The organism is Rhizobium sp. RM, from assembly GCF_013390595.1.
GTDB lineage: Bacteria > Pseudomonadota > Alphaproteobacteria > Rhizobiales > Rhizobiaceae > Agrobacterium.
The window spans coordinates 632,788-656,324 of sequence record NZ_JACAWV010000022.1 but is presented as its reverse complement, the minus strand read 5'-3'; the positions used below and the strand labels follow the sequence as shown (position 1 = coordinate 656,324).

Genomic DNA, 23,537 nt, shown 5'->3' with positions numbered 1-23,537 from the left:
GTTACAGGGGGCGGGAAATGCTTTCAAAGGCTTCGTTGAGTTTCTTCATCCGCTCGTGATAGGCGCCGGTCAGGCAGGTGGCGTCCGCACCGCACTCCTGGCGTCTCTTCAGCCACTGGCTTTGTTCGTCCCGCAGCGTGTCGCGCGCGCCCATCGCCATAAGCTGCGTGAGAATATCGAAGGTCGTTACCATCTTGACGTCGAGATCGTTAAGGACACGATTGTCGCAGATCGCCTTTTCGTCGGCCGCCAGATCCTGCTTTTCACAGTCGAAACTGGCGGCGTGGGCTGGTGCGGCGGTGATGATCGTTACCGCTGCGATGGAAAGGGCAAAGAAACCGGTTTTGAACGTCATGCTGTCTGTATCCCTGAATATTGTCAGGGTTTGAAAAGCCGGAAGGCCGCGGTTTGTTCCATCCGCCCATTCTTGAAAGCGCCAGCCATCATCTTGCCGTGCTTTCATTTATAGGCTGGCTGGTTATAACTTTATCATACTGATGAAGATGAGGAATCACATGCCGAGCATGTTGAAATGTCTGTCCAGCGGCCTTGTCGCTGCCCTTCTTTTCCTGCCAGGCGCGGCGGGTGCACAAGACAACAAGACTGTACCGACCAGTCACACGGAAATGCAGTTGTCCTTCGCGCCGCTCGTCAAGCGCACTGCCGGAGCCGTGGTCAACGTCTATGCCGAGCGTGCCGTCCAGCGCCGACTTTCGCCGTTCGCTGGCGATCCGTTCTTTGAGCAGTTCTTCGGCCAGCAATTGCCGAACCGCACGGAAAAACAATCGTCGCTCGGTTCCGGCGTTATTCTTACGGCCGGTGGTCTTGTGGTGACGAACAACCACGTGATCGACGGCGCCGACGATATCAAGGTGGCCCTTGCCGATGGTCGGGAGTTTGCGTCCAAGGTTCTGCTGAAAGACGACCGGCTTGACCTTGCCGTGCTGCAGATCGACGCCAAGGAACAATTCCCAATGTTGCCGCTCGGCAATTCGGATGCGGTCGAAGTCGGCGATCTCGTGCTTGCCATCGGTAACCCGTTTGGTGTCGGCCAGACGGTGACCAGCGGTATCGTTTCGGCGCTGGCGCGCAATCAGGTGGTTCAGGGCGATTTCGGTTTCTTTATCCAGACCGATGCCTCCATCAATCCGGGCAACTCGGGTGGCGCGTTGATGAACATGAACGGTGAGCTGATCGGCATCAACACGGCGATCTTCTCCAAAGGTGGCGGTTCCAACGGTATCGGGTTTGCCATTCCGGCCAATCTGGTTCGGGTGTTCATTGCCGCTGCGGAAAAGGGTGATGCCAGCTTCCAGCGTCCCTATATCGGTGCGACCTTCGATCCCGTCACATCCGATGTCGCAGAGGCGCTTGGCCTTGACCGTGCCAGAGGTGCGCTGGTTGTCAGCGTCGTGAAGGGCGGTCCTGCCGAGAAGGCTGGCGTCGAGCCGGGACAGGTCATCACGGCCGTCAACGGTATTGAGGTAGAGCATCCAGACGCGCTGGGCTACCGCCTGACGACGGCGGGTATCGGCAAATCTGCCGAGTTGACGGTCATGGACAAGGGGCAGGCCCGAAAGGTCACCATTGCGCTCGATTCCGCGCCTGAAACGGCACCGCGCGACGAGCGCCTGATTGAAGGTCGCAATCCCTTTGCCGGCGCCACTGTCGCAAACCTTTCGCCGAAACTGGCGGATGAGCTGCGCATGCCCTCGCAGGTGAACGGTGTTGTCATTGTCGACGTCAAACGCGGCTCACCGGCGTACCGCGTCGGTTTCCAGCCGAAGGACATTCTGCTGTCGCTGAACGGAGAGGATGTCTCTTCGACAGCGGCCGTCGAGAAGGTGCTGGATGACAATCCCGGTTTCTGGCGAGTGGAAATCATGCGCGACGGTCAACGCATCCGGCAGTTCCTTCGATGAGCGATGACCTCTTCGCGCCGCAGGTTCCGACAGAGGTTGCCAACAGGCGACCTCTTGCCGACCGCCTGCGTCCGAAGACCTTGGCTGAAGTCACCGGCCAATCGCATCTGACGGGCGAAGAGGGCGCATTGCGCCGCATGATTGACAGCGGGTCGCTTGGCTCGATGATCTTCTGGGGTCCGCCGGGAACGGGAAAAACAACCGTTGCCCGGCTGCTCTCCGGTGAAGCGGGCCTCGCTTTCGAACAGATATCGGCAATCTTCTCCGGTGTCGCAGACCTCAAGAAAGTCTTTGAATCGGCCCGTACGCGGCGCATGAATGGCCGTCAGACTCTGCTGTTCGTTGACGAGATCCATCGTTTCAACCGTGCGCAGCAGGATAGCTTTCTTCCGGTCATGGAGGATGGCACCATCATTCTTGTCGGCGCCACCACCGAGAACCCATCCTTCGAACTCAACGCGGCTCTCTTGTCGCGGGCGCGGGTACTGACCTTCCACTCGCACGATGAGGACAGCCTTGCCGAGTTGTTGAAGCGCGCGGAGCAGGCTGAGGCAAGGCCCTTGCCACTGAGCGACGATGCGCGCGCCAGTCTCATCCGCATGGCGGATGGCGATGGCCGTGCGGTGTTGACGCTGGCTGAGGAAGTCTGGCGTGCCGCCCGCAAGGATGAAGTTTTCGACACCGAGGGATTGACGCGTATCGTACAGCGCCGTGCTCCGGTTTACGACAAGAGCCAGGATGGCCATTACAATCTGATCTCGGCGCTGCATAAGTCCGTGCGCGGCTCAGACCCCGATGCCTCGCTTTATTATCTCTGCCGTATGTTCGATGCCGGGGAGGACCCGCTTTACATCGGCCGCCGGCTCGTGCGGATGGCGGTTGAGGATATCGGTCTCGCCGATCCGCAGGCGCTGGTGATCTGCAATGCGGCCAAAGATGCCTACGATTATCTGGGGTCTCCTGAAGGCGAACTGGCGCTGGCGCAGGCCTGCATTTATCTGGCGACCGCACCGAAGTCGAATGCTGTCTACACAGCCTTCAAATCGGCAATGCGGGCAGCCAAGGAGAACGGATCGCTGGTGCCGCCCAAGCATATTCTGAATGCGCCGACCAAGCTGATGAAGGGTGAAGGCTACGGAGACGGCTATCGTTACGATCACGATGAGCCCGATGCGTTTTCCGGCCAGGATTACTTCCCCGAAAAGATGGGGCGGACCACCTTTTATGATCCGCCGGACCGGGGTTTCGAACGTGACATTCGCAAGCGGCTGGACTGGTGGGCGAAGCTGCGGCGAGAAAGAGGACAGCGTTAAGCGCCGTTCCTCATAAAATGAATCACCTGCTTTGCAGAATGATTCCGTAAATGCCCGTATCTTGCTGTTTTCAGATTCTTTTTCAGATGCGTGGTTTGTTCCTCAGGCGTCAGCCGTCAGGCAGGCCGTCAGGACGCCTTGCGCTGCGGCATGGCTGCCGCCTGGGCCGGCAACATCTTCACGGAGGATTCCGCCAGGCCGCTGTGCCCCTCGGCATCGATCACCAGGTGCCAATGCATCGTTTCAGGTATGGTGATGCGGATTGGCGATTTCTTGGCGACACCACCGAGATATTTGAAATCCAGCAGTTCGGTGAAACGCTGAAAATTCGCACCCGTCATCAGGCGCACATTGTTGATGGCCGTCAACGAGATTTCGATGATCGTACCAGCGCGCAATTCTTTCAGATCGTAGTGGGTGAAACGGAAATTCGGCTTCGCCATGGCTCGCCTCTCAATGCTGCAAATTCAAGAACAGAATAAAAGCTTCAACGTTAATGCTGTCTTTAAAAATGGAACGAAACCGTTCTGGTTCCAAAATTCTGTACAGCTTCCGGACGTTTAGTTGCGTGTCGGACCATCAATCCGTGTATTTGGAATACAATACTAAGGTCTAATAACTGTATTTAATAATAATCAATTTTTTGACTTTAGAGTTGGCTGGCTAAATTGCAACTATAGGCGGTCGAACTTATGAAGAACACCAAGATATCTATGCGCCTTTATGCGCTTGTCGCGTTGTTTCTGGTGATATTGGCGACTGCTCTTACGTTCAGCCTGTTGGAAAGTTACCGGGGAATGGAGCGGGAACGTAAAGCAGGGTTGGAATCGATGAACCACACGGCCATCGCTATTCTTGACCAATATTATCGCATGGAGCAAAGCGGAAGTCTTTCTAGGGAAGCAGCGCAGCAGCAGGCCAAGGCCACGATTGCAGCGATGCGATATGGAAATGGCAGCGGCTATTTCTGGATTAACGACATGCATCCGAAAATGGTGATGCATCCCATCAAACCGGAAATGAACGGAACCGATCTTTCCGGAAACAAGGACCCGAACGGCAAGGCGCTGTTCGTTGAGTTCGTCAACACGGTCAAGGCCAGCGGGCAGGGCTTTGTCGACTATTACTGGCCGAAGCCCGGCGCGCCTGAGCCCGTCGAGAAATTCTCGCACGTTGCCGGGTTCGCTCCCTGGGGCTGGATTGTCGGTACCGGTGTCTATGTTGACGACCTGAAGGCGGTTTTCTGGAGGGACGCTTATCTCAACGCGGCCATCTGCCTTGTCGGAGGTCTTCTGGTCATTGCTGCTGCAACTGCGACGATCCGCGGTGTCGTCAAGCCGATCGAGCGGATCAAGCACAGCATGAGCCGCATTGCCGATGGAGATGGTGAGGCCGATGTACCGTTTGCTGATCGCAGCAACGAGATCGGTGCCATGGCCAAGACGCTTCTTGTCCTGCGCAACTCCGTCAATGAGCGCAGCGCCCTGCAGCGGCGCGAGGCCGAACAGCAGCGCGCTTTGGAGGAGGCGCGTCGTGGCAACGAAATGACGTTGCGTTCGGCATCGGAGCGTCAGGATCATGCGATGAGCCAGCTTGGCAACGCGCTTGAAAACCTTGCCAATGGCGACCTGACCGTGGAAATCTCCGATATCGGTGCGGACTATGAAAAGCTGCGCACCGATTTCAACCGCGCCGTCGGAGCGCTCCACCAGGTCATCGAGGCAATCAGCAAGACAAGCCACGTCGTCAACGACAGTGCTTCCGATATCAGTGAAGCGACAGGCAATCTTTCGCGTCGGACCGAGCAGCAGGCGGCTGCTCTTGAAGAAACGGCTGCTGCACTGGATGAGATCACGGCGACGGTACGCACCGCCTCCGAGCGCGCCAACGAAGCGCGGCAGATGGTTGGCGATACGAAAACCAGCGCTGGCCGTTCCGGTGAGATCGTTCGCGATGCGGTTGCAGCGATGGGGCGGATCGAAGATTCGTCGAAGCGGATCAGTCAGATCATTTCGGTGATCGACGAGATCGCCTTCCAGACCAACCTTCTCGCGCTTAACGCCGGCGTCGAGGCTGCACGCGCCGGAGAGGCCGGCCGTGGCTTTGCTGTCGTCGCGCAGGAGGTTCGCGAACTGGCGCAGCGGTCGGCCAATGCGGCCAAGGAGATCAAATCGCTGATCACCAGTTCGGCAGAAGAGGTCGGTAGCGGTGTCCGTCTTGTCCGCTCGACGGGCGATGCGCTGGACGAGATCGTTGGCCTCGTCAATCGTGTTGACGGCCACGTCAATTCCATTGCCACCGCCGCGCGCGAGCAGGCGACGGGTTTGCACGAGATCAACACCTCCGTGAACCATATGGACCAGATGACGCAGCAGAACGCAGCCATGGTGGAGGAAACGACCGCAGCCAGCCAGACGCTTGCCGAAGAAAGCCGACAGTTGCATGCGCTGTTGTCGCGTTTCGAACTTGGGCAGCAGGCGGGCCGCACGATTTCACGCGCGGCGTGACGCCTGTTGTTCAGAGGACCTCAAGAGGCGCTGTTTCGGCAGCGCCTTTTTCATTTGGAACAACCGGTTAACGGATTTCGACCGGGTTCTTAGCGAAGGATAAGACTTCGTTTACCTCGTTTTACTAAAATTTTACCTGAATTGCCGCTCTGCGCGTCGAGGCGAAGGTCGAAACCGATTTTCGACATGAACGATACGCAGGTTCAAATTTTAGGGCGTTCCCGCGTGCGTTCAAACGAATGCACGGCGCTCTAGAAGCCGCTGAAGGTACAGGTTCGAGTATGGCGTATGCTTCCCTTCCGCGTCGTCTGGTGACGTTGCTGATGATTTCGACGGTGATGGTGTCGTGCTCTGCGGAGGGGCTTGTCCCGCCGGCAGAGGTCGATGGTACCACCCGCGTCAGCGCCATTGGCTCACCACGGCAACCCGCCTACAGCGCGCCTCCCGGCGCGGTAAACCAGGCTGGGCAGATGGCCGACTATTCCGCCGTTTCGCAGCCGATGCCGGAACCCTACACATCCCACGATCCATTGCTGCAGGCGCCGCAGGGCAGCTATTCGACACTCGATAGCCAGCATCAGGCGCGCATGGCCGCGACAGGCCAGAATGTCTCAAGTCAGGCGATGGCACGCCAACCCGCTTCCAATCAGATCGCCGAAGGCGAGGGCGGTGTGAACATGGATTCCATGCTGGGCGTGGAACCGGTGCGCGGGCTTGCCGAAGAGCAGGATGCCGACATTGCCGAAGGCGTGTCATCTCAGCCGGTTGTCGATGGGATCGGCACGGATAGCCCGATGCAGGTTTCTCCGGTACGTCAGTCACAGCCTGCTGCCCAATCACGCCTGATCCCGCCACCGCCGTCCGGCGGCTCCCGCCAGCCGGTCGAGGAGGTGGCGATGGTGATGCCAAACGATCCGGTACGCGGCGGGTCGTCACAAGGCAGCCGTCCCTCCATGCCTCCCGGCATGATGCCGTCTTCCGAGGTTGCCTGCCGGGCCGAACTTCGCCGTCTCGGCGTTGCCTTCCGGGATGTTGCGCGTATTGCCGATGGCCCGACCTGCGGGATTGACTATCCGATCGAGCTCAGCGGTCTTTCCAGCGGCGTTGCAATCCGTCCGGCGGTCAAACTCAATTGCCAGGTGACGCTTGCCTTCGCAAAATGGGTGAAGTTCGAGCTCGTGCCATCGTCGCGCTTCCGCTATCTCTCTGGCGTTGAGCGGATTACCCCAATGGGCGGCTATTCCTGCCGCAAGATGAATTCTCGCTCCAGCAATCCCTGGTCTGAACATGCCCGTGGCAACGCCATCGATATCGGCACGATCACGTTGAAGAACGGCAAGGAGATCGATGTCCGCAAGAAGAACTTCTTCGCCTTCCGCGAGAAGGCGCTATTGAAGGCGGTTCGCACGGATAGCTGCAAATATTTCTCGACGGTTCTCGGGCCGGGCAGCGATCCGAACCACTGGAACCACTTCCATTTCGATCTGCGAACCCGCAAATCCGGCTATCGCCACTGTGATTAAGATCAGCAGACGATTACGGAAAAGAAAAACCGGCCCGAAGGCCGGTTAAAATGGGACAGCGACGCGGGGTGGGTGCTGTCCCGAATGCAGACTAAAAACAATACGAAAGAACTGCAGACTTCGAAGAAGGCGGCGACCGTTTCGAAGCCGTGTCACAAATGCGTAGTCGTCGTACCGGCAGGCCGATAATGTGGCTTGCCTCACCTCTCTCATACAGTATCACCATCACACGTTCGTGACAGACTGGGGAGCCTGTTCCATGCCGCCTATTTCTGAAATAGCGATGTTTGCCGCCGCACTCGCCGGTGCCGGAGTCATCGCGGGCCTGCTTGCCGGGCTGTTCGGCATTGGCGGCGGCGCAGTTCTCGTTCCGGTCTTCTACCATGTCTTCGGACTTCTGGAGGTTCCGGAAGCGGTGCGAATGCATCTCTCGCTTGGGACTTCGCTTGCCATTATCGTGCCGACCTCCATTCGCTCTTTCCTGACGCATCGGCAAAAGGGCGCTGTCGACATCGGTCTGCTCAAAGGCTGGATTGTCGCGGTGCCGCTCGGTACCATCCTCGCATCGGTCGTTGCGGCTTATGCCTCAAGCATCGCCCTGCGGCTGATCTTCGCTTTCATCGCGCTGGCATTGGCATTTCGCATGATCTTCAATCGCGCGAGCTGGCATCTGGGCTCCGATCTGCCTGCCAATCCGACCCGCTTTCTGGTCGGCACGGGTATCGGCCTGTTTTCCGGACTGATGGGCGTCGGCGGCGGCGTGATGAACAACACCTTCATGACCCTTTACGGCCGCACCATCCATCAGGCAGTTGCCACCTCATCCGGTGTCGGCGTGCTGATCTCGTTGCCGGGGCTTGCCGGTTATATCTGGGCGGGGTGGGGAGATGCCGGCCTGCCGCCATTCTCGACAGGCTTCATCAACTGGATTGCCGTCATCCTGCTGATCCCGATTACGCTGATTGTTGCGCCATACGGTGCCCGGCTGGCACATGCGCTCAGCAAACAACAACTCGAACGCGCCTTCGGCCTGTTTCTGGTCTTTGTGTCCGCGCAGTTCTTTTACAGCGTTTACGGCTGATTTTCCGCGCTGACGGAATACAGTGTTTGGCGGTCGCGGGCTGGCGTTTGTGCGGGCAACAGCCTATATGGCGGGCATATCTCCTCGATTTCGCGGAAGTTTCGCTATGAATGCAATCGTTTCGATACGAAACCTCACCAAATCCTATGCAAACGGTTTCCAGGCGCTCAAGGGTGTCAGCCTCGATATCAAGGAGGGCGAAATCCTCGCGCTCCTCGGCCCCAATGGTGCCGGCAAGACGACACTGATTTCGATCGTCTGCGGTCTCGTCAATCCTGGCGAAGGCTCGGTCTTTGTCGGTGGTCATGATGTCGTGAAGGATTTCCGGCAGACGCGGGCGCTGATTGGCCTGGTGCCTCAGGAGCTGACCACTGACCAGTTCGAAACAGTCTGGAATACGGTCAGTTTCTCGCGCGGCCTGCACGGCCAGAAGAAGAATCCAGAGCTGATCGAGCGCATCCTGAAGTCGCTGTCGCTCTGGAGCAAGAAAGACAACATGCTGCGCGAACTTTCCGGCGGCATGAAGCGGCGCGTGCTGATCGCCAAGGCGCTGGCGCATGAGCCGAAGGTGCTGTTTCTCGATGAGCCGACCGCCGGCGTGGACGTGACCCTGCGCCGCGATATGTGGCAGGTGGTCGAGGATCTGCGCGCCAAGGGCGTGACGATCATTCTGACAACACACTACATCGAAGAGGCGGAAGAAATTGCCGACCGTGTCGGCGTCATCAATGGTGGCGAACTGCTGCTGGTCGAGGAAAAAACGGCCCTGATGCAGAAGCTTGGCCGCAAACAGCTTTTCCTCGAGCTTTCGCAGCCGCTTGAGGCCGTGCCGGAAAAACTCTCCGCCTTTGCTCTGTCGCTTTCCGAAGATCACTGCACCATGACCTATGAAATCGACGGCAATGGCGAGCAGGGCCGTATTGCCGATCTGCTGAGCGCACTGTCTGCGGAAGGTATTCACTTTAAGGATATATCGACGCGGCAAAGCTCGCTCGAGGATATCTTCGTTTCGCTCGTTGGGGGCCAGAAATGAATTTCGAAGCAATCAAGTCGATCTATTTCTTCGAGATGGCGCGGACCCGACGCACGCTTTTGCAGAGCGTCGTGTCTCCAGTCATTTCCACATCGCTCTATTTTATTGTGTTCGGAACGGCGATTGGCTCGCGGATTCAGGAGGTTGGCGGCGTTTCCTACGGCTCGTTCATCACGCCCGGCCTGATCATGCTGACGCTGCTCACGCAGTGCATCAGCAATGGCTCCTTCGGTATCTACTTTCCGAAATTCACCGGCACGGTCTACGAAATCCTGTCTGCGCCCGTTGCCATGACGGAAATCGTTGCTGGTTATGTCGGTGCGGCGGCGACAAAGGGGTTGATGATCGGCACGATCATTCTGATAACCGCGTCCTTCTTTGTCGATATCACCATCCAGCATCCGCTGATGATGATCCTGTTCTTCGTGCTGACGGCTGTAAGCTTCAGTCTGTTCGGTTTCATAATCGGCATCTGGGCGACGAACTTCGAGCAATTGAACCTTATTCCAATGCTGGTCGTACCACCTTTGACCTTCCTCGGCGGTAGCTTCTACTCCATCGACATGCTGCCGCCATTCTGGCAGACGGTCAGTCACTTCAATCCCGTGCTGTATCTCATCAGCGGTTTTCGTTGGAGTTTCTACGGTATTGCCGATGTCGATCCGGTTTTCAGTCTGCTGATGATTGCCGTATTCCTGGCGGCGTGCCTCGGTGTCGTCAGTTGGATGTTCAAGACCGGTTACCGTCTGCGCAACTGACAGATCACGTCAATGATCAGGTACGTGGGGATCAGGCATGCGGGGATCAGGCGATCGGTCCGGATGATTGCGCGCTGAAAATGCTTTCGAGCAAACGAATTTTGGCAAAATAAAAACTGGCGGCCTTCCGACCGCCAGTTTTGATAGGGTGCAGCAATCAGTTCCGATTGTTGTCGTCGCCACCGCGACCGCCACCATGGCCGCCACCGTGACCACCACCATGACCGCCGTCGTGATCACCGCGGCCTCCGCCGTGGCCATCGCGGTCGCCACCACGGCCTCCGCCATGGTCATCGTCGCCGCCATGGCCACCGCCGTGACCGCCACCGCCGCCGTGACCGCCACCGCCGCCGTGACCACCGCCACCGCCGCCATGGCCTCCGCCACCGCCGTGACCGCCACCGCCGCCGTGACCACCGCCACCGCCGTCATGGCCTCCGCCACCGCCGTGGCCGCCACCGCCGCCATGGCCACCGCCACCGCCGTGACCACCACCGCCGCCGTGGCCTCCGCCACCGCCGTGACCGCCACCGCCGCCGTGGCCTCCGCCACCGCCGTGACCGCCACCGCCACCGCCGCCGCCGCCGCCGCCGCCGCCGCCGCCACCGCCGCCGCCGCCGCCGCCGCCGCCGCCACCGCCGCCGCCGCCGCCACCGCCGCCGCCGCCGTCACCGCCGCTGCTACCGCCGCCAGGGTCACTTGTTCCTCCGCCCGGGTTGCTTGTGCTGCCCGAACTGCTGGTTTGTATCCCGCCGTTGTTCCTATCGTTGTCGCCACCACGGCTTTCATCAAATCTGGGGATGGAGGCTGTAGGCCTGCAAAGGGCAGCCTCTAGTGTTCCGGGCCTCACGAATTCGCATCGCTGCAAACGCGTTTGCGCAGTTCCCAGTGTCGTGCTGGACAGCAAGATTGCAATACACGAGAACACAGTTGTTATCTTACTGCTCATGGGTTTCCTCCCTTATTGGCAGTGTTAACCGCATTCTCTAAGGTATATTAAGGGAATGTTATCCACAATATACTGCTATTCTGTGGTTATTCCGCTCATGTCTCTTGACTGTAATCATATTTAGTTATGTTTTTTGCTGTATTACTCGAAAGTATTATTCTGTTTTGAGGATATTTTTCTAATTTATTGCCTGTTTTTTAATCGTCGGCTGCGGGTTTGTCTGTCTTGGAATATTTGTTGCGCCCGGTGTTTTTCCCGATTTGGCACATATCAGAACGGGCTAAATTAATTTTTTTTTGAAATTTTGGGCTAATCATGCCAATAGGTGAGCCTTAGGCGCGTTTCAGGGGTGTTTTTTAGTTCGAGTACGACGTGACGTCGGGTCACCTTCAGTCAATGCCTAATTTGTTCATGCGTGAGTCGGACGGCATCAGGCCAGTCCATGAATCACAAGGCTTTCTCGAAGGAACTGACATAATCATGAAGATTTCTGTTGTTGCATTCGCTCTTCTGGGCGCGATGACGTTTGGCGCAAACGTTTCTGCTGGCGAGCTTCCAGCCAGTCGCTCAATCACCGCACCGGAGGGCTTTTCCTCCGCCTGTCAGCGTTATGGCTGGCTGTGCTCGGCCAAAGCCGGTCAAAAGTTCACGGACGAGCAGGCGCTCGATCTGCTGAACAAGGTCAATCGTAAGGTCAACAGTGCCATCAAGCCGGTCGATGATGCGATCGTTTACGGTCGGAGCAACTACTGGTCGCTGCCGAAAGACGGGCGTGGCGATTGCGAAGACTATGCCATGGCAAAAACCAAGGCGTTGCTGGATGCAGGTTTCCCGTCCAACAAGATGTCGGTTTCCGTCGTGCTGGACCGGAGCGGCAACAACCATGCTGTGCTTCTGGTGCGGCTGTCGGACGGCGAGTACGTTCTCGATAATATGAGCGGCTCGATCAAACCGTGGAACCGTACTGGCTACACCTATCTGGCACGTCAGAAATACGGCAACAAGTCCGCTTGGGAAGTCGTTCTCGCCGGACCGCGCGCTGGCCAGTTCAGCGAAATCTGAGCCTCTTCCATTGAGGCGGCACCGGATCTGAAAGCCGCTACGCGGTTTCGGTTGATCGGGTGCGGCAGGTTTGACCTCTCGTCCTGAGGGACAATCTCGAGGTCGTGCCGCGTTCCTTATCGGTCACGCAGTCTGAGTTCATCGGTCTGCATTTGAAGTGAACCGAGCGTGGACAGGAAGCTCATGCCGAGAAGGCTCTGCTCAAGCTGGCCTTGCTGGGCCACCAGAGCTGGAATGTTTCTCCGGGCGATGGGGCCGATGCTGATTTCCGACAGACTGACGGGTGCTGCAGATGTGCGGCCATTGGCAGTCATGACCGGTACGGAATAACGAAGGTTCTGCGTATCGATGCCGATGGCGGCGGCGTCCGCATTGGCAAGCACGATTGAACTGGCGCCGGTATCGACCAGCATGTGGATCGTCTTGCTGTCTATCGTGACATTGGCTTCGAAGTGGCCGCTCATGGATTTGTGCAGCACAATTTCCTCCGTGCCGTCAGCAGTCGTGATGACGACGGCGCGGCCCGGTATCAATCCGCCCACCAGGCGATTGCCGAAAGCCTGGAGATCGTACCGGTAGAGATAGACGGAGACGAGACCGAGAATAATCACCAGCCAGATTGCCAGTTGCCGGATGACGGAGGCAATGCTGCCGCGGCGTCCGGCCAGAATGCCGGCGGAGAGAAGGGCGGCAATCGGCACCAGATAGACCATCTGGCCAAATTGTTCGTTGTTGATGCCGAAGGTTCTGCCGCTGTCGTGATTGATGAGAAGAAGCCCAAGGCCCACTGCCAGGACCAGAAGGATGAAGGTGAGCCTGTTCATGCGGTGCTTTTCTCCTCGGCGGCGGTTTCTTCAAGCAATGCCAGTCGCGCGGGCAGGGCGGTCATGATGGCGCTGCGTTCCTTGTCGCTATAGCTCGACCAGCCGCCGATTTCCGACAGCGTTCGCCCGCAGCCGATGCAGAGGCGACCGGCGGTATCGAGCACACAGATATGACGGCAAGGCGTTTCCATAGGGATCTATATCAGGGGGTCAAATGGCGATGGCAAGGGCCACCAGAATCACGATCTCCGTGATCTGCTGGCAAGCGCCGATCGTGTCACCCGTATGCCCGCCAATTTTGCCGAGACACAGGCGGTTGAACAGGATCATGGCCGCGCACGCTGTTGCCAAGACGACAACCAGCGACAGTGCCGACAGGGTGTGCAGCGTAAACATTGCTACCAGGAACAGGCCGGTTGCGAGGGCGATATTGCGCTCACTCTCTCCCGGTTGGCCGACGGAGGCTGCAACGCCTGTGGGACGTGCAGGCGCAAGTGTCTGCCAGTGCCACACCATGAGGGCGCGGCTTGCAACGGCCGCTGCGATCAGGCAGGCGGCGGCGGTTTTGGCAGGCAGATACGCGATCAGCGCGCCAAGTGCAGTGGCGCGAAGCGCGAAGGACAGGATCAGTGCGATGGCCCCATAGGCGCCGATGCGGCTGTCCTTCATGATCTCGAGGACTTTTTCAGGTGGTTTGCCGCTGCCGAAGCCATCCGCCATGTCGGCCAGCCCGTCTTCGTGCAATGCGCCGGTCACCAACGCCATCACGGCAATGGCGACCCAGCCCGTCATGTCGGCGTCGACATCAAAGGACCCGAGCACTGCGATGACGGCTGCGGCGGGCAGGGCAATAAGCAGGCCGGCAGCGGGGAAGGCGCGCGCCGTTCGGCGCATCGAGCCGTCGTCATCTTCAAAGAAGCGGGATGAAACCGGGATGCGGCTGAGAAAGGCCACGGACCGCATCACATCTGTTATAAAATCCCCGGCCTTCATGCTCTCTCCACTGCTTCGCACGCATTTCCGGTTGTTCCTCAACGCGTCCGCGATTATGAGAGGCGCAACAAAGACCGATTTGTCGGAAAACACAAGTTTCCGGATACACGAGAAAGACTGATACCATGAGCATGAGCGGAATGCCCTTCGATGATTTCCGCGCGCTGCTGCGCGAGCTTCCCGGACCTGAGACGCATGCGCTGGTCGCGGCCAAGGAGCGCAACGCGCAACTGACCAAGCCGGCCGGCTCGCTCGGGCGTCTGGAAGAGATTGCCATGTGGCTGGCGGCATGGTCCGGTCGCGCACCCGCGGTCAATCGTCCGCTGGTGGCGATCTTTGCCGGTAATCACGGTGTCACGCGCCATGGCGTTTCTCCTTATCCGAATTCCGTCACGCAGCAGATGGTGGAGAATTTTGCCGCCGGTGGCGCTGCGATCAACCAGATCTGCGTTACCTTCGATCTTGGCCTGAAGATCTTCGATCTGGCGCTCGACTATCCGACCGGCGATATCACCTGCGAGGCTGCCCTTTCCGAGCGTGACTGCGCCGCGACCATGGCGTTTGGCATGGAAGCGATCGCAGGCGGTACGGATCTGTTGTGCGTGGGTGAAATGGGGATCGGCAACACCACGGTTGCGGCCGCGATCAACCTCGCCCTCTACGGCGGCACAGCGGAAGACTGGACTGGTCCGGGCACCGGTGCCGATGCAGAGACGCTGGCGCGCAAGGTGGCAGTGGTCAAGGCGGCTGTCGAATTCCACAGGGATCATCTGTCCGATCCGCTCGAAATCATGCGCCGTCTCGGCGGCCGCGAGATTGCGGCAATTGCCGGCGCGATCCTTGCAGCACGCGTGCAACGTATTCCCGTTCTGATCGATGGTTATGTCGCAACTGCCGCTGCCGCGCTTCTGAAGGCTGCCAACCCTTCGGCACTCGACCATTGCCTGATTGGTCATGTCTCGGCAGAACCGGGCCATCTGGCGGCCATTGAAAAGCTTGGCAAGACGCCGCTTCTCGCACTCGGCATGCGACTTGGCGAAGGCACGGGTGCAGCCCTTGCCGCCAGCATCGTCAAAGCCGCTGCCGCCTGCCATTCCGGCATGGCAACCTTCGAGGCTGCGGGTGTCGATACCCGCATCAACCACTGAGGACGAGCATGGACGCGATGCCGCAACCGCCAGGACAAGAGCCGGTCTTCCGTAAGGAAAAGGGCCTGCGCCATCTTTTTGCCGCTGCGCGCTACTCTGCGCAGGGGCTGGGGCGTCTCTGGCAGGAAGCGGCGTTCCGGCACGAGGTTCTGGCGTTTGGCGTCGGCGTTGTGCTGCTTCTGCTTGTCGGCGCGCCCTTTGTCCACTTCCTTGTCTTTGCCGTCCTGATGCTTCTGCTCTTTGCGGTCGAAGCCCTGAACACGGCCATCGAGGAAGTGATCGATCGCATCTCGCCTGAATTTTCGTCGGTGGGACGTCACGCGAAGGACCTTGGCTCCTTCTCCGTCTTTTGCCTTTTGACGGCAAACGGCCTTTTCATGCTTTATTCGCTGGTAACGTCGCTGTTCTTTTAACGGCGGTATTTTGGGGAAGGGGCGATGGGCGACAACGCTTCGCCTCTGATCGTCCGTTCAGGCGAAGGAGCGTCGGCGCGGCTGGACGGCGTGGGTTTCTTCAACCGCAGGCAGGCTCTGCATCACGCGTTTTGCCGGCAGGATGGCAATGCCCTCCGTACCTTCGCGCAATTTCGATTTCAGAATGAACTGACCGTCGTGCTTGGCAAGAATGGCCTGGACGATCGGTAGACCAAGGCCCGTTCCCTGTTCGGCGCTTTTGATCGCGATCGACCCCTGACCGAATGCGGAAAGAACGACCGGGATTTCGTCTTCCGGAATGCCGGGTCCATTATCCTTGATCGACACATATTGTCCGCCGCCCGCCGTCCAGCCCGCCTTGACGAGAATTTCACCGCCCTGCGGCGTAAACTTCACGGCGTTGGACAAGAGGTTCAGCACCACCTGGCGTATAGACTTTTCGTCCGCCCAGACCTGCGGCAGGCTGTTTTCGAACTGCTGCGCGATCTTGATGTTCTTGGTGCGGGCACGCAACTGGATCATGCCGATGCAATCCTCGGCAATTTCAAGAAGCGAGATTGCCTCTTCATTGAGGTCGTAACGGCCTGCCTCGATACGGGAGAGATCGAGGATTTCGTTGATCAAGTTGAGAAGGTGCTGACCGGAACGATGAATGTCGCCCGAATATTCCTTGTAGAGAGGATTATTGAGCGGTCCCAAAACCTCTGACGCCATGACTTCCGAGAAGCCAAGGATGGCGTTCAGCGGCGTTCTGAGTTCGTGCGACATCGACGCCAGGAAGCGTGACTTTGCCAGATTGGCCTCTTCGGCGCGTCGGCGGGCCTCGTCGGACACGGATTTCGCGACCTCCAGTTCGGCAATCAGGTCGTCCTTCTCCGTCTGGTAGGAGAGCAGCTTGACGCTCGACTGGTAGAGCCTGCTGGTGATGCGGTGGCAAAACAGGATCGCCATGCCGAACATCAGGGCAAGGCCGACGTCGAACGGATCGCGGGATATGGACGCGGTGACCGAAAGTGCCGCAAGCACCGGCAGGAAGGTCATGTAGGTGGCGCGCCGAAGCATGAAGCTGACCATCGCCGTCAGCGAAAGCGCGATCAACAGGGTCGAGCCCTTGTAGAACAGCATCAGGCTTGGGTCGGTCGATGCCGGCTCGGCGAGCGAGAACATTGCCCAGACGCAACCGATGATAATCTGCGTGCCGAGGAAAAGGCTGCGCCAGCGCGGCAGGTTTTCCGTCGTAATGTCCTGTTTGGACGCTCTCTTGACCAGGATCAGCGAAACGGCGTGCGCGCTCAGCGCCAGCAATGACCATATGATGAGTTCGACGTCACGGGTGATGTAGACGCCGATGATCGAAGCCAGCACAATGAACAGCGGCATGATCGTCGCCCCCTGAAGGGTCTCGGCGACGTGCATGGTCAGCATTTCACGCTCATAGGCGTCGCTCGACGCTCCGCCCTGTTGCAGGCGCTCGCGCGTTGCCTTTACGGTGTCGAAAACCGCCTTGTTGCGGTGTTTCCTGGACCGGTCGACGATGATCTTGTCGGTGGACGTGCTGACGCTTCTACTCATTGTGACTACGCAAATGACATGAACGCTTGCAGCCTAAGAGGAAAATCTTAAGAAGATGCTGCCGTTAAAGGATTTGTTTGCCATTTCTGACAAGGGTTTGTTGTTATATGAGACGGAATGGAGGCGGAGGCTTCTCCCCGCTGCGGGATGGCGTGCTTTTTCTGCTGATGATGGTGTTCGGCATTCTGATTGCCGCGCGGCTCGACCAGGTCAATAGCGAGACCTATGCGGGCCGGTTTTTCGCCATCGACGGCGATACACTTTCGCAAAACGGTGAGCGCTTCCGGCTGCTTGGTATCGATGCGCCGGAACTGCGGCAGTCCTGCGAGCGGGACGGCAAGGTCTGGCAATGCGGCGAGGAGGCGCGCCGTTTCATGCAAGGTCTCATCGAGGGCCGCAAGGTTGCATGCTCGGGCGGCTCGAGAGACCGTTACGACCGGTTGCTGGTCTATTGCAGCGCTGATGGCAGGGACATCTCGTCTGCCATGGTCGAGGCCGGTTTTGCCGTTGCGACCGGATATTTCCAGTTCTCGGACGAGCAGCGTCAGGCGCGTCAGGAGAAATCGGGGATCTGGTCCGGCGATTTTCAGCGTCCGCAAGACTGGAGGCGGGAGCATCGCGCCGCTGAACTCGATACGCCTGCCGCTGGCGTGTTGACGATCATTCGTCATCTTCTCGGGTGGGGAAATGTCTGACATCTCGACCGATACGCCGGAGGCTTCAGATGGGCTCGATGAGTTGCGCCATCGGATCGCGGCCTGTCGGCTCTGTCGTGACACCCCGTTGAAAGGGGAGGCAGACCGTCTGCCGCACGAACCAAGGCCAGTTGCTGTGATCTCGACGAAGGCGCGTATTCTGATCGCCGGGCAGGCGCCAGGACTGCGGGTGCATGAAACCGGCCTGCCGTTCAATGACGCATCAGGCGATCGTCTACGCCAATGGCTGGATGTGGATCGCGAGCAGTTTTACGATCGTGACCGTTTTGCCATCGTGCCAATGGGCTTCTGTTTTCCCGGTTATGACGACAAGGGCAGCGATCTGCCGCCGCGGCGAGAATGTGCTCCGCAGTGGCGCAACGAGGTTGTCGCGGCAATGCCGCAGGTGGAGTTGGTCCTGACGATCGGTCAGTATGCACAGGCCTGGCATCTCGGTTCGAGACGTCTGAAAACGGTGACCGAGACCGTTCGCAACTGGCGCAGTTATTTCCATACCAACACCGGCCAGCGTGTTCTGGCGCTGCCGCATCCCAGTTGGCGCAATAGCGGCTGGTTGAAAAACAACCCGTGGTTCGAGCTGGAATTGCTGCCGGTTCTACGCGAGAATGTAAAAAACCTGGCAAAGTGAAACAATTTTCTGTTTTTGTCTCTGAATTGGTGTATTGAAAGGAAATTAATTCAGGAGGATAGACGCATTGGATCGCCTTGACCGTAAGATTTTGCGCATTCTGCAAGAAGATTCTACGCTGGCCGTTGCCGATCTGGCAAAGAAGGTCGGCCTTTCGACGACGCCCTGTTGGCGGCGTATCCAGAAGATGGAAGAGGATGGGGTCATTCGTCGGCGCGTGGCCCTGCTCGATCCGGCCAAGGTCAACACCAAGGTTACGGTCTTTGTTTCCATCCGCACCGCATCCCACTCGATTGAATGGCTGAAGCGTTTTTCCGAGGTGGTTTCGGAGTTTCCGGAAGTCGTCGAGTTCTACCGCATGAGCGGTGACGTCGATTATCTGCTTCGTGTTGTCGTGCCTGATATCGCGGCCTACGACGCGTTCTACAAGCGCATGATCGCCAAGATCGAAATTCGTGACGTATCCTCGGCCTTCGCCATGGAGCAGATCAAATATACGACGGAACTGCCGCTTGATTACATGATGCTGGACAATCCGAAGTCCGGCGAAGAATAACTCCGGTCGCCGTCACGTCTGACGTTTTGCAATGCCCTTTCCGATATGCGGGGAGGGCATTTTTCGTTGTTTGGTGGACAGTTCTAAGCGGCCTCGGTGCAAGATCAGGTCAGCGATGCTGCGATGGAGAAAAAACCGTATTCTTCTCACGTCGGCAAATGCGCACATTCAATTCCATTGGGGCGCGATCCGCGCAAAGCATTAATTTGATAAAATCTGTGGAATATCTACGCTTTTGAGGTGCGATGAACGCCAACAGCGAGGGATAGCCAGCATGCTGACACGACGCGGAACATTGGGATTGATTGCAGGCGCAACAGGAGCGGTCTTCATGCCTCATGTCAGGCGGGCTGCGGCAGCGACGACGACGTTGCGCATTGGCTGGCAGAAGAACGGCGTGATCGCGCTTGCCAAAAGCCAGGGGGCACTTGAGGCGCTGTTGAAGGATCGTGGTATCGAGGTGAAGTGGTCCGAGTTTTCCTCAGGGCCGCCCCTTCTCGAAGCGCTCGGCGCCGGTGCTCTGGATATCGGCCCGACCGGCGATGTTCCACCGCTCTTTGCACAGGCGGCCGGCGGCAATTTGCGGTACGTCGGCACCTATAAGGGGGCGGCCGGTGGTTCGGCTCTTCTTGTCCAGAAAGATTCTCCCATCAGGACGCTGGAAGACCTCAAGGGCAAGAAGGTGGCCTTCAAGCGCGGTTCCAGTGCTCATAACGTTACGGTCAAGGCGCTGAGGAAAGCGGGCCTGACACTTGCCGATGTCACCCCCGTTGATCTTGCCCCGCCGGATGCGGCGGCGGCTTTCCGCTCCGGCAGCATCGACGCGTGGTCGATCTGGGACCCGTATTTTGCCGTCGCTGAAAAGGAGCCGACAACGCGTGTGCTGGCAACGGCGGAAGGCATTGTCGATCCGTGGAGCTACTTTCTTGCCAATGGCGATTTCGTCAACGAAAATCCCGACCTGATCCCGGTGATCCTGAAAGAGCTGGCAAATGTAGGTGCCAAGGCTCAGGCAGACATCGATGCCACGGCGAAATCGCTCTCTGTCATCACGGGCGTTCCGGAGGATGTGACGAAGGTTTCGTTGACGCGTCCCGGTGCTGATCTCGGTCGGGTGTCGACTGTGCCGGATGAGGCGATAGCTTATCAGCAGGCACTCGCAGACGAGTTCTATGATCTGAAGATCGTGCCGAAGAAACTGAATGTCGCCGATATCATCTGGCGCCCGAAAGCAAGCTGACGCATCCGCGTTCGGAAAAGAGAGTCAATTCAGTGGGCTGGGGTGTTCTGCTGAAAGTTTGAATCAGGGGAGGCGCTCCCGTTTTCGGGAGCGCCTTGACCGTCAGCCCTTGAGCTTTGCGATGACCAGGTGGCCGGGGGTCGGGTTGCCATCCTGCATACGGACGTTGATGTCGGTGACTTCGATGATTTCGAAACCGGTGGCGGCAAGGCGATCGCGCACATAGCTTTCGGCATGGGCAAAGCGCTGGTGCGGACCGACGATATAGGGTCGGCCAGCCATGACGTCTTCTGGAAGCGTTTCCGAGGAGAACACCAGAATGCCGCCGGGCGTCATGTTTTCCGCAGCTCCGAAGAACAGCGGCTCCAATGCGCCGAGATAGGGCAGAACATCGGTTGCAGCCACGAGATCGAAGGGCTCGTCATCATTGTCTTCGAGGAAATCTTCCGCTTCCGCCACGTAGAGCGTTTCGTAGATGTCCTTTTCGTGGGCGATCTCGACCATGTTTTCGGAAATGTCGATACCGGTGATGTCATCGACCATGTCGCGCAGGGCTTCGCCGGTGAGGCCGGTGCCGCAGCCCAGGTCGAGGAGGCGCTTGAAGGGGCCGAGCTCGAGTGTCTGGAAGCGCTGGCGCACCATCATCGGTACGGCATAGCCAAGCTGCTCGACGAGAATGTCCTCGAATGCTTCGGCGTGCTGGTCGAACAACGTTTCGACATAGGCGTCAGGTGCTTTTGGTGGTACTTCGCCACGTCCCATGGCCGCGATACGGACCGCTGCGCCACCGTGATCTTCCGGATCGATGGCGAGAACCTCTTCGTAAGCCTTGACGGCAGCGTCAACGTCGCCCGCCTTTTCCAGCGCGAGTGCGCGATTGTAGGCTTCGGCGAGTGCCTCTTCGTCAATTTTCTGGTTTTTCGTCATCGTGCGGGTCCATCAGCGTCTTGGCACATCGTCTCGGAAATCAACGTCGATTTGCAAGATAAAGGATGCGCGGATTTTAAGGTTCAGAGCATCTCATGCCGTCGTCTTTCAAACGGACGGCGCTCTGGCTGACGTCTGCTGTAAGCCGCAACAGTAACGGGCGCAATATCTATATGCTGTTCACGCTCAGTGGATGATGAACTCTCCTTTCAGGGCACGCCATTCCTGCGCCGATATTACCTGCCGGTGGACATAGCGAACCGAGTGCAGCGGCCCGTCGAGCTTTTCCTGCCAGAACTTGAGGAAACCACGCATTTCAGGGAAATCCGGTGCAACATCATAGTTCTGCCAGACATAGCTCTGCAGAACCAGCGGGTGATCGGGCATGCGATAGAAGATCTGGGCGGTTGTCAGGCCGTAGCCCTTCAGCATCATTTCCATGTCTTTGTTCATGAAGGCTGTTCCCATTCTTGTTGTTGCCGATTTCAGCATTTGCGCTGTATCGGATATGGGAGCATGACATGGTTAATTCACCCTTGCCAATGGCCTGGGTTGTCACAAAATATTTATATTTTTCATAATGTTAGCAGCGTTTGTTGGTGAGTGCTGCCAACGTTCGCCCTATCGCTTCAGATGGCGCGTAAGGCGCGCTTCGAGCCATGCCCACACGTGCCGCAGGGTTTCCACGATCGCCAGGTAGAAGATCGCTGCCCACAGATAGGTCTGATAGTCGAAGGTGCGGGAGAAGGCGTAACGCGTCTGCCCCATCAGGTCGAACACTGTGACGATGGAAACCACGGCCGACCCCTTGATCATCAGAATGATCTCATTGCCGTAAGGGCGAAGGGCCACGATCAGTGCCTGGGGCAGAATGACCTTGCGGAAGGTCACGAGTTTCGACAGGCCGAGAGAGGCTGCACCCTCGTGCTGGCCGCGCGGAACGCTCTGGATTGCGCCACGCAGGATCTCCGCCTGATAGGCGGCGGTGTTAAGCGTCAGCGAGAGGAGGCCGCAATACCATGCTTCGCGGAAGAACCACCAGAGGCCTACGCTCTCCAGCCCGTGACGGAAGCTGCCGAGGCCATAATAGATCAGGAAGAGCTGCGCCAGCAGCGGCGTGCTGCGGAACACATAAACATAGGCATAAGCGAGCGAGCCTATGAACCGGTTTTCGGACATGCGACCAAAGGCAATCGGCACGGAGACGATTGCGCCGAGAATGATCGACATGCCAACCAGGGTAATGGTGGTGATGAGGCCATCGATGTAGCGCGGCCCGTATCGCTCGAACTTGTCCCAGTCCCAGCCTTCGACCATGGCGAAGATCAGCCCTGCGGCAAGGATCAGCCAGAGTGCGATGACGGCTATGCCGACGACGCGCGACAGATTGAAGGGTTTGTCGACGACAGGCGGAGCCGGACGCGGCGGAATGAGTTCCTGGATATGGCTCATCGGCGGACCTCCGACTTTTTCGACCAGCGATCGATGAAGCCGATGCCGAAGGACGAGATCAGCGCCAGTGTCAGGTAAAGCAGGCAGGCAATGCCGTAGAAGAAGAAGGCTTCCTTGCTGACGCGGGCGGCAATGCCGGTCTGGCGGACGATATCGGCAAGACCGATGATCGAGACGTAGGACGTATCCTTCAGCAGAATGACCCAGAGGTTCGTCATGCCGGGCAGGGCGATCCGGACCAGTTGTGGAATGATGACGAGGGTCATGGTGCGGGCACGGGAAAGACCCAGCGCATCGCCAGCCTCATACTGACCTTTTGGAATGGCCTTGAAGGCCGAAAGCAGAACTTCCGAGGCATAGGATGAAAAGACCACGGAAAGCGCGATCATGCCTGCGAGGAAGGCGTTGATTTCAACGGGACCGGTGATGCCGACATATCCGGCGACAGATTGCAGAAGCATCTGGATGCCGTAATAGACAATGAAGAGCGTCAGCAGTTCCGGCAGTCCGCGGAAAATCGTGGTGTAGATACCAGCGGCGAGACGCAGCGATTTTTCTTCAGATTGTGCGGCAAGCGCGATCAGGAAGCCGATGATCAATCCGACAGGCAGTGTCGCAAGCGCCAGCGAGATCGTGACTTTCACGCCAAAGGCAATTTCATCGCCCCATCCGGTATCGCCGCATGCAACGAGGGTGCCGTTTCCAAAAACCGAGAAAATGCCGACCGGTCCGCAGAATGGGTCGAGAAGTGTCGAGACATAGGTCCAGAACGCACCTATGGCGGAAAATGCTCCGCTCATGCCAATTTTCCCCTGCGGTCTTAAGCCGCCGTGATTGTTATCGTCACGTTTTCAAACAAAAATGGCGGAAGGGCAAGCCTTCCGCCATCAGATTTCAAC

Annotated in this window: 25 protein-coding genes; 14 read left to right on the top strand and 11 right to left on the bottom strand. The window is 58.2% G+C overall.

The annotated features are described in order from the left end of the window. Position 1: 1 nt before the first annotated feature. On the bottom strand, positions 2-355 hold the full coding sequence (locus tag HWX89_RS19725) for a lysozyme inhibitor LprI family protein (RefSeq protein ID WP_138790858.1): 354 nt from the start codon (positions 353-355) through the stop codon (positions 2-4). Positions 356-515: 160 nt separating this feature from the next. Between HWX89_RS19725 and HWX89_RS19720 the strand changes: the two genes are divergently transcribed. Next, a complete protein-coding gene (locus HWX89_RS19720; RefSeq protein ID WP_138790857.1) occupies positions 516-1,922 on the top strand; it encodes a DegQ family serine endoprotease in 1,407 nt (468 codons plus the stop codon). After that, positions 1,919-3,235 carry a replication-associated recombination protein A gene (locus HWX89_RS19715; RefSeq protein WP_138790856.1) on the top strand — a complete coding sequence of 439 codons (1,317 nt, stop codon included), beginning with the start codon at positions 1,919-1,921 and terminating at the stop codon, positions 3,233-3,235. Before HWX89_RS19720 ends, HWX89_RS19715 begins: the two co-directional genes overlap by 4 nt. Before the next feature lie 128 nt (positions 3,236-3,363). Here HWX89_RS19715 and HWX89_RS19710 read toward each other — a convergent pair whose 3' ends face one another. After that, positions 3,364-3,678 (bottom strand): DUF1883 domain-containing protein, encoded by a 315-nt coding sequence (locus tag HWX89_RS19710; RefSeq protein ID WP_138790855.1) that lies wholly within the window; start codon positions 3,676-3,678, stop codon positions 3,364-3,366. Positions 3,679-3,927: 249 nt separating this feature from the next. On the opposite strand from HWX89_RS19710, the gene HWX89_RS19705 reads away from it, so the two are divergent. The 5 genes from HWX89_RS19705 (at position 3,928) to HWX89_RS19685 (ending at position 10,137) form a co-directional block, all read left to right on the top strand. After that, a complete protein-coding gene (locus tag HWX89_RS19705) occupies positions 3,928-5,742 on the top strand; it encodes a methyl-accepting chemotaxis protein (protein ID WP_138790854.1) in 1,815 nt (604 codons plus the stop codon). 281 nt (positions 5,743-6,023) lie between these two features. Continuing rightward, entirely contained in the window at positions 6,024-7,265 is a 1,242-nt protein-coding gene (locus HWX89_RS19700; protein WP_138790853.1) for an extensin-like domain-containing protein, read from the top strand. A 259-nt stretch (positions 7,266-7,524) separates the two neighbouring features. Continuing rightward, positions 7,525-8,346 carry a sulfite exporter TauE/SafE family protein gene (locus tag HWX89_RS19695; RefSeq protein WP_138790852.1) on the top strand — a complete coding sequence of 274 codons (822 nt, stop codon included), beginning with the start codon at positions 7,525-7,527 and terminating at the stop codon, positions 8,344-8,346. Between the two features lie 106 nt (positions 8,347-8,452). Next, positions 8,453-9,379, top strand: coding sequence for an ABC transporter ATP-binding protein (locus tag HWX89_RS19690; protein WP_138790851.1), 927 nt, complete (start codon positions 8,453-8,455; stop codon positions 9,377-9,379). Further along, on the top strand, positions 9,376-10,137 hold the full coding sequence (locus HWX89_RS19685) for an ABC transporter permease (RefSeq protein ID WP_138790850.1): 762 nt from the start codon (positions 9,376-9,378) through the stop codon (positions 10,135-10,137). Before HWX89_RS19690 ends, HWX89_RS19685 begins: the two co-directional genes overlap by 4 nt. Positions 10,138-10,294: 157 nt before the next feature. Here HWX89_RS19685 and HWX89_RS26480 read toward each other — a convergent pair whose 3' ends face one another. Beyond that, positions 10,295-11,086 (bottom strand): hypothetical protein, encoded by a 792-nt coding sequence (locus tag HWX89_RS26480; protein ID WP_178340804.1) that lies wholly within the window; start codon positions 11,084-11,086, stop codon positions 10,295-10,297. A 480-nt stretch (positions 11,087-11,566) separates the two neighbouring features. On the opposite strand from HWX89_RS26480, the gene HWX89_RS19675 reads away from it, so the two are divergent. Further along, positions 11,567-12,148 (top strand): transglutaminase-like cysteine peptidase, encoded by a 582-nt coding sequence (locus tag HWX89_RS19675; protein ID WP_138793920.1) that lies wholly within the window; start codon positions 11,567-11,569, stop codon positions 12,146-12,148. Positions 12,149-12,264: 116 nt separating this feature from the next. On the opposite strand, the gene HWX89_RS19670 is transcribed toward HWX89_RS19675, so the two are convergent. Genes HWX89_RS19670 through HWX89_RS19660 form a run of 3 tightly spaced genes read right to left on the bottom strand, consistent with a single transcriptional unit; the run spans position 12,265 to position 13,965 of the window. Continuing rightward, positions 12,265-12,972 (bottom strand): TIGR02281 family clan AA aspartic protease, encoded by a 708-nt coding sequence (locus tag HWX89_RS19670; protein ID WP_138793919.1) that lies wholly within the window; start codon positions 12,970-12,972, stop codon positions 12,265-12,267. After that, complete coding sequence (locus tag HWX89_RS19665; protein ID WP_138793918.1) at positions 12,969-13,163, bottom strand: DUF1289 domain-containing protein; 195 nt, start codon at positions 13,161-13,163, stop codon at positions 12,969-12,971. The genes HWX89_RS19670 and HWX89_RS19665 overlap by 4 nt, the downstream gene beginning before the upstream one ends. Positions 13,164-13,182: 19 nt before the next feature. After that, positions 13,183-13,965: an adenosylcobinamide-GDP ribazoletransferase gene (locus HWX89_RS19660; protein ID WP_210271452.1), complete on the bottom strand. Its 783-nt coding sequence runs from the start codon at positions 13,963-13,965 to the stop codon at positions 13,183-13,185. 125 nt (positions 13,966-14,090) lie between these two features. Here HWX89_RS19660 and cobT point away from each other — a divergent pair, with 125 nt between their 5' ends. Next, on the top strand, positions 14,091-15,113 hold the full coding sequence (gene cobT, locus HWX89_RS19655) for a nicotinate-nucleotide--dimethylbenzimidazole phosphoribosyltransferase (protein WP_138793916.1): 1,023 nt from the start codon (positions 14,091-14,093) through the stop codon (positions 15,111-15,113). 8 nt (positions 15,114-15,121) lie between these two features. Then, positions 15,122-15,526 carry a diacylglycerol kinase gene (locus HWX89_RS19650; protein WP_138793915.1) on the top strand — a complete coding sequence of 135 codons (405 nt, stop codon included), beginning with the start codon at positions 15,122-15,124 and terminating at the stop codon, positions 15,524-15,526. 57 nt (positions 15,527-15,583) lie between these two features. On the opposite strand, the gene HWX89_RS19645 is transcribed toward HWX89_RS19650, so the two are convergent. Then, positions 15,584-17,119 (bottom strand): sensor histidine kinase, encoded by a 1,536-nt coding sequence (locus HWX89_RS19645; RefSeq protein WP_138793914.1) that lies wholly within the window; start codon positions 17,117-17,119, stop codon positions 15,584-15,586. 107 nt (positions 17,120-17,226) lie between these two features. On the opposite strand from HWX89_RS19645, the gene HWX89_RS19640 reads away from it, so the two are divergent. The 4 genes from HWX89_RS19640 (at position 17,227) to HWX89_RS19625 (ending at position 20,259) form a co-directional block, all read left to right on the top strand. Next, complete coding sequence (locus HWX89_RS19640) at positions 17,227-17,814, top strand: thermonuclease family protein (protein ID WP_138793913.1); 588 nt, start codon at positions 17,227-17,229, stop codon at positions 17,812-17,814. Next, the gene (locus tag HWX89_RS19635; protein ID WP_138793912.1) at positions 17,807-18,463 is read left to right on the top strand and encodes a uracil-DNA glycosylase family protein; all 657 of its coding nucleotides are present in this window, start codon (positions 17,807-17,809) and stop codon (positions 18,461-18,463) included. The genes HWX89_RS19640 and HWX89_RS19635 overlap by 8 nt, the downstream gene beginning before the upstream one ends. A 67-nt stretch (positions 18,464-18,530) precedes the next feature. Then, positions 18,531-19,019 carry an Lrp/AsnC family transcriptional regulator gene (locus HWX89_RS19630; RefSeq protein WP_138793911.1) on the top strand — a complete coding sequence of 163 codons (489 nt, stop codon included), beginning with the start codon at positions 18,531-18,533 and terminating at the stop codon, positions 19,017-19,019. 274 nt (positions 19,020-19,293) lie between these two features. Further along, entirely contained in the window at positions 19,294-20,259 is a 966-nt protein-coding gene (locus HWX89_RS19625) for an aliphatic sulfonate ABC transporter substrate-binding protein (RefSeq protein WP_138793910.1), read from the top strand. A gap of 102 nt (positions 20,260-20,361) precedes the next feature. On the opposite strand, the gene HWX89_RS19620 is transcribed toward HWX89_RS19625, so the two are convergent. The 4 genes from HWX89_RS19620 to HWX89_RS19605 all read right to left on the bottom strand — a co-directional run bounded on the left by HWX89_RS19620 (position 20,362) and on the right by HWX89_RS19605 (position 23,438). Further along, positions 20,362-21,186, bottom strand: coding sequence for a class I SAM-dependent methyltransferase (locus tag HWX89_RS19620; protein ID WP_138793909.1), 825 nt, complete (start codon positions 21,184-21,186; stop codon positions 20,362-20,364). Between the two features lie 186 nt (positions 21,187-21,372). Continuing rightward, complete coding sequence (locus HWX89_RS19615) at positions 21,373-21,639, bottom strand: usg protein (RefSeq protein WP_138793908.1); 267 nt, start codon at positions 21,637-21,639, stop codon at positions 21,373-21,375. A gap of 168 nt (positions 21,640-21,807) precedes the next feature. Continuing rightward, positions 21,808-22,638: an ABC transporter permease gene (locus tag HWX89_RS19610; protein WP_138793907.1), complete on the bottom strand. Its 831-nt coding sequence runs from the start codon at positions 22,636-22,638 to the stop codon at positions 21,808-21,810. Further along, positions 22,635-23,438 carry an ABC transporter permease gene (locus HWX89_RS19605; RefSeq protein ID WP_138793906.1) on the bottom strand — a complete coding sequence of 268 codons (804 nt, stop codon included), beginning with the start codon at positions 23,436-23,438 and terminating at the stop codon, positions 22,635-22,637. The genes HWX89_RS19610 and HWX89_RS19605 overlap by 4 nt, the downstream gene beginning before the upstream one ends. Positions 23,439-23,537 lie beyond the last annotated feature (99 nt).

What these genes read in the sequence shown, in the direction of transcription:
- HWX89_RS19725 (WP_138790858.1), bottom strand. Translation starts at nt 355, where the DNA reads ATGACGTTCAAAACCGGTTTCTTTGCCCTTTCCATCGCAGCGGTAACG.
- HWX89_RS19720 (WP_138790857.1), top strand. Translation starts at nt 516, where the DNA reads ATGCCGAGCATGTTGAAATGTCTGTCCAGCGGCCTTGTCGCTGCCCTT.
- HWX89_RS19715 (WP_138790856.1), top strand. Translation starts at nt 1,919, where the DNA reads ATGAGCGATGACCTCTTCGCGCCGCAGGTTCCGACAGAGGTTGCCAAC.
- HWX89_RS19710 (WP_138790855.1), bottom strand. Translation starts at nt 3,678, where the DNA reads ATGGCGAAGCCGAATTTCCGTTTCACCCACTACGATCTGAAAGAATTG.
- HWX89_RS19705 (WP_138790854.1), top strand. Translation starts at nt 3,928, where the DNA reads ATGAAGAACACCAAGATATCTATGCGCCTTTATGCGCTTGTCGCGTTG.
- HWX89_RS19700 (WP_138790853.1), top strand. Translation starts at nt 6,024, where the DNA reads ATGGCGTATGCTTCCCTTCCGCGTCGTCTGGTGACGTTGCTGATGATT.
- HWX89_RS19695 (WP_138790852.1), top strand. Translation starts at nt 7,525, where the DNA reads ATGCCGCCTATTTCTGAAATAGCGATGTTTGCCGCCGCACTCGCCGGT.
- HWX89_RS19690 (WP_138790851.1), top strand. Translation starts at nt 8,453, where the DNA reads ATGAATGCAATCGTTTCGATACGAAACCTCACCAAATCCTATGCAAAC.
- HWX89_RS19685 (WP_138790850.1), top strand. Translation starts at nt 9,376, where the DNA reads ATGAATTTCGAAGCAATCAAGTCGATCTATTTCTTCGAGATGGCGCGG.
- HWX89_RS26480 (WP_178340804.1), bottom strand. Translation starts at nt 11,086, where the DNA reads ATGAGCAGTAAGATAACAACTGTGTTCTCGTGTATTGCAATCTTGCTG.
- HWX89_RS19675 (WP_138793920.1), top strand. Translation starts at nt 11,567, where the DNA reads ATGAAGATTTCTGTTGTTGCATTCGCTCTTCTGGGCGCGATGACGTTT.
- HWX89_RS19670 (WP_138793919.1), bottom strand. Translation starts at nt 12,972, where the DNA reads ATGAACAGGCTCACCTTCATCCTTCTGGTCCTGGCAGTGGGCCTTGGG.
- HWX89_RS19665 (WP_138793918.1), bottom strand. Translation starts at nt 13,163, where the DNA reads ATGGAAACGCCTTGCCGTCATATCTGTGTGCTCGATACCGCCGGTCGC.
- HWX89_RS19660 (WP_210271452.1), bottom strand. Translation starts at nt 13,965, where the DNA reads ATGAAGGCCGGGGATTTTATAACAGATGTGATGCGGTCCGTGGCCTTT.
- cobT (WP_138793916.1), top strand. Translation starts at nt 14,091, where the DNA reads ATGAGCATGAGCGGAATGCCCTTCGATGATTTCCGCGCGCTGCTGCGC.
- HWX89_RS19650 (WP_138793915.1), top strand. Translation starts at nt 15,122, where the DNA reads ATGGACGCGATGCCGCAACCGCCAGGACAAGAGCCGGTCTTCCGTAAG.
- HWX89_RS19645 (WP_138793914.1), bottom strand. Translation starts at nt 17,119, where the DNA reads ATGAGTAGAAGCGTCAGCACGTCCACCGACAAGATCATCGTCGACCGG.
- HWX89_RS19640 (WP_138793913.1), top strand. Translation starts at nt 17,227, where the DNA reads ATGAGACGGAATGGAGGCGGAGGCTTCTCCCCGCTGCGGGATGGCGTG.
- HWX89_RS19635 (WP_138793912.1), top strand. Translation starts at nt 17,807, where the DNA reads ATGTCTGACATCTCGACCGATACGCCGGAGGCTTCAGATGGGCTCGAT.
- HWX89_RS19625 (WP_138793910.1), top strand. Translation starts at nt 19,294, where the DNA reads ATGCTGACACGACGCGGAACATTGGGATTGATTGCAGGCGCAACAGGA.
- HWX89_RS19620 (WP_138793909.1), bottom strand. Translation starts at nt 21,186, where the DNA reads ATGACGAAAAACCAGAAAATTGACGAAGAGGCACTCGCCGAAGCCTAC.
- HWX89_RS19615 (WP_138793908.1), bottom strand. Translation starts at nt 21,639, where the DNA reads ATGAACAAAGACATGGAAATGATGCTGAAGGGCTACGGCCTGACAACC.
- HWX89_RS19610 (WP_138793907.1), bottom strand. Translation starts at nt 22,638, where the DNA reads ATGAGCCATATCCAGGAACTCATTCCGCCGCGTCCGGCTCCGCCTGTC.
- HWX89_RS19605 (WP_138793906.1), bottom strand. Translation starts at nt 23,438, where the DNA reads ATGAGCGGAGCATTTTCCGCCATAGGTGCGTTCTGGACCTATGTCTCG.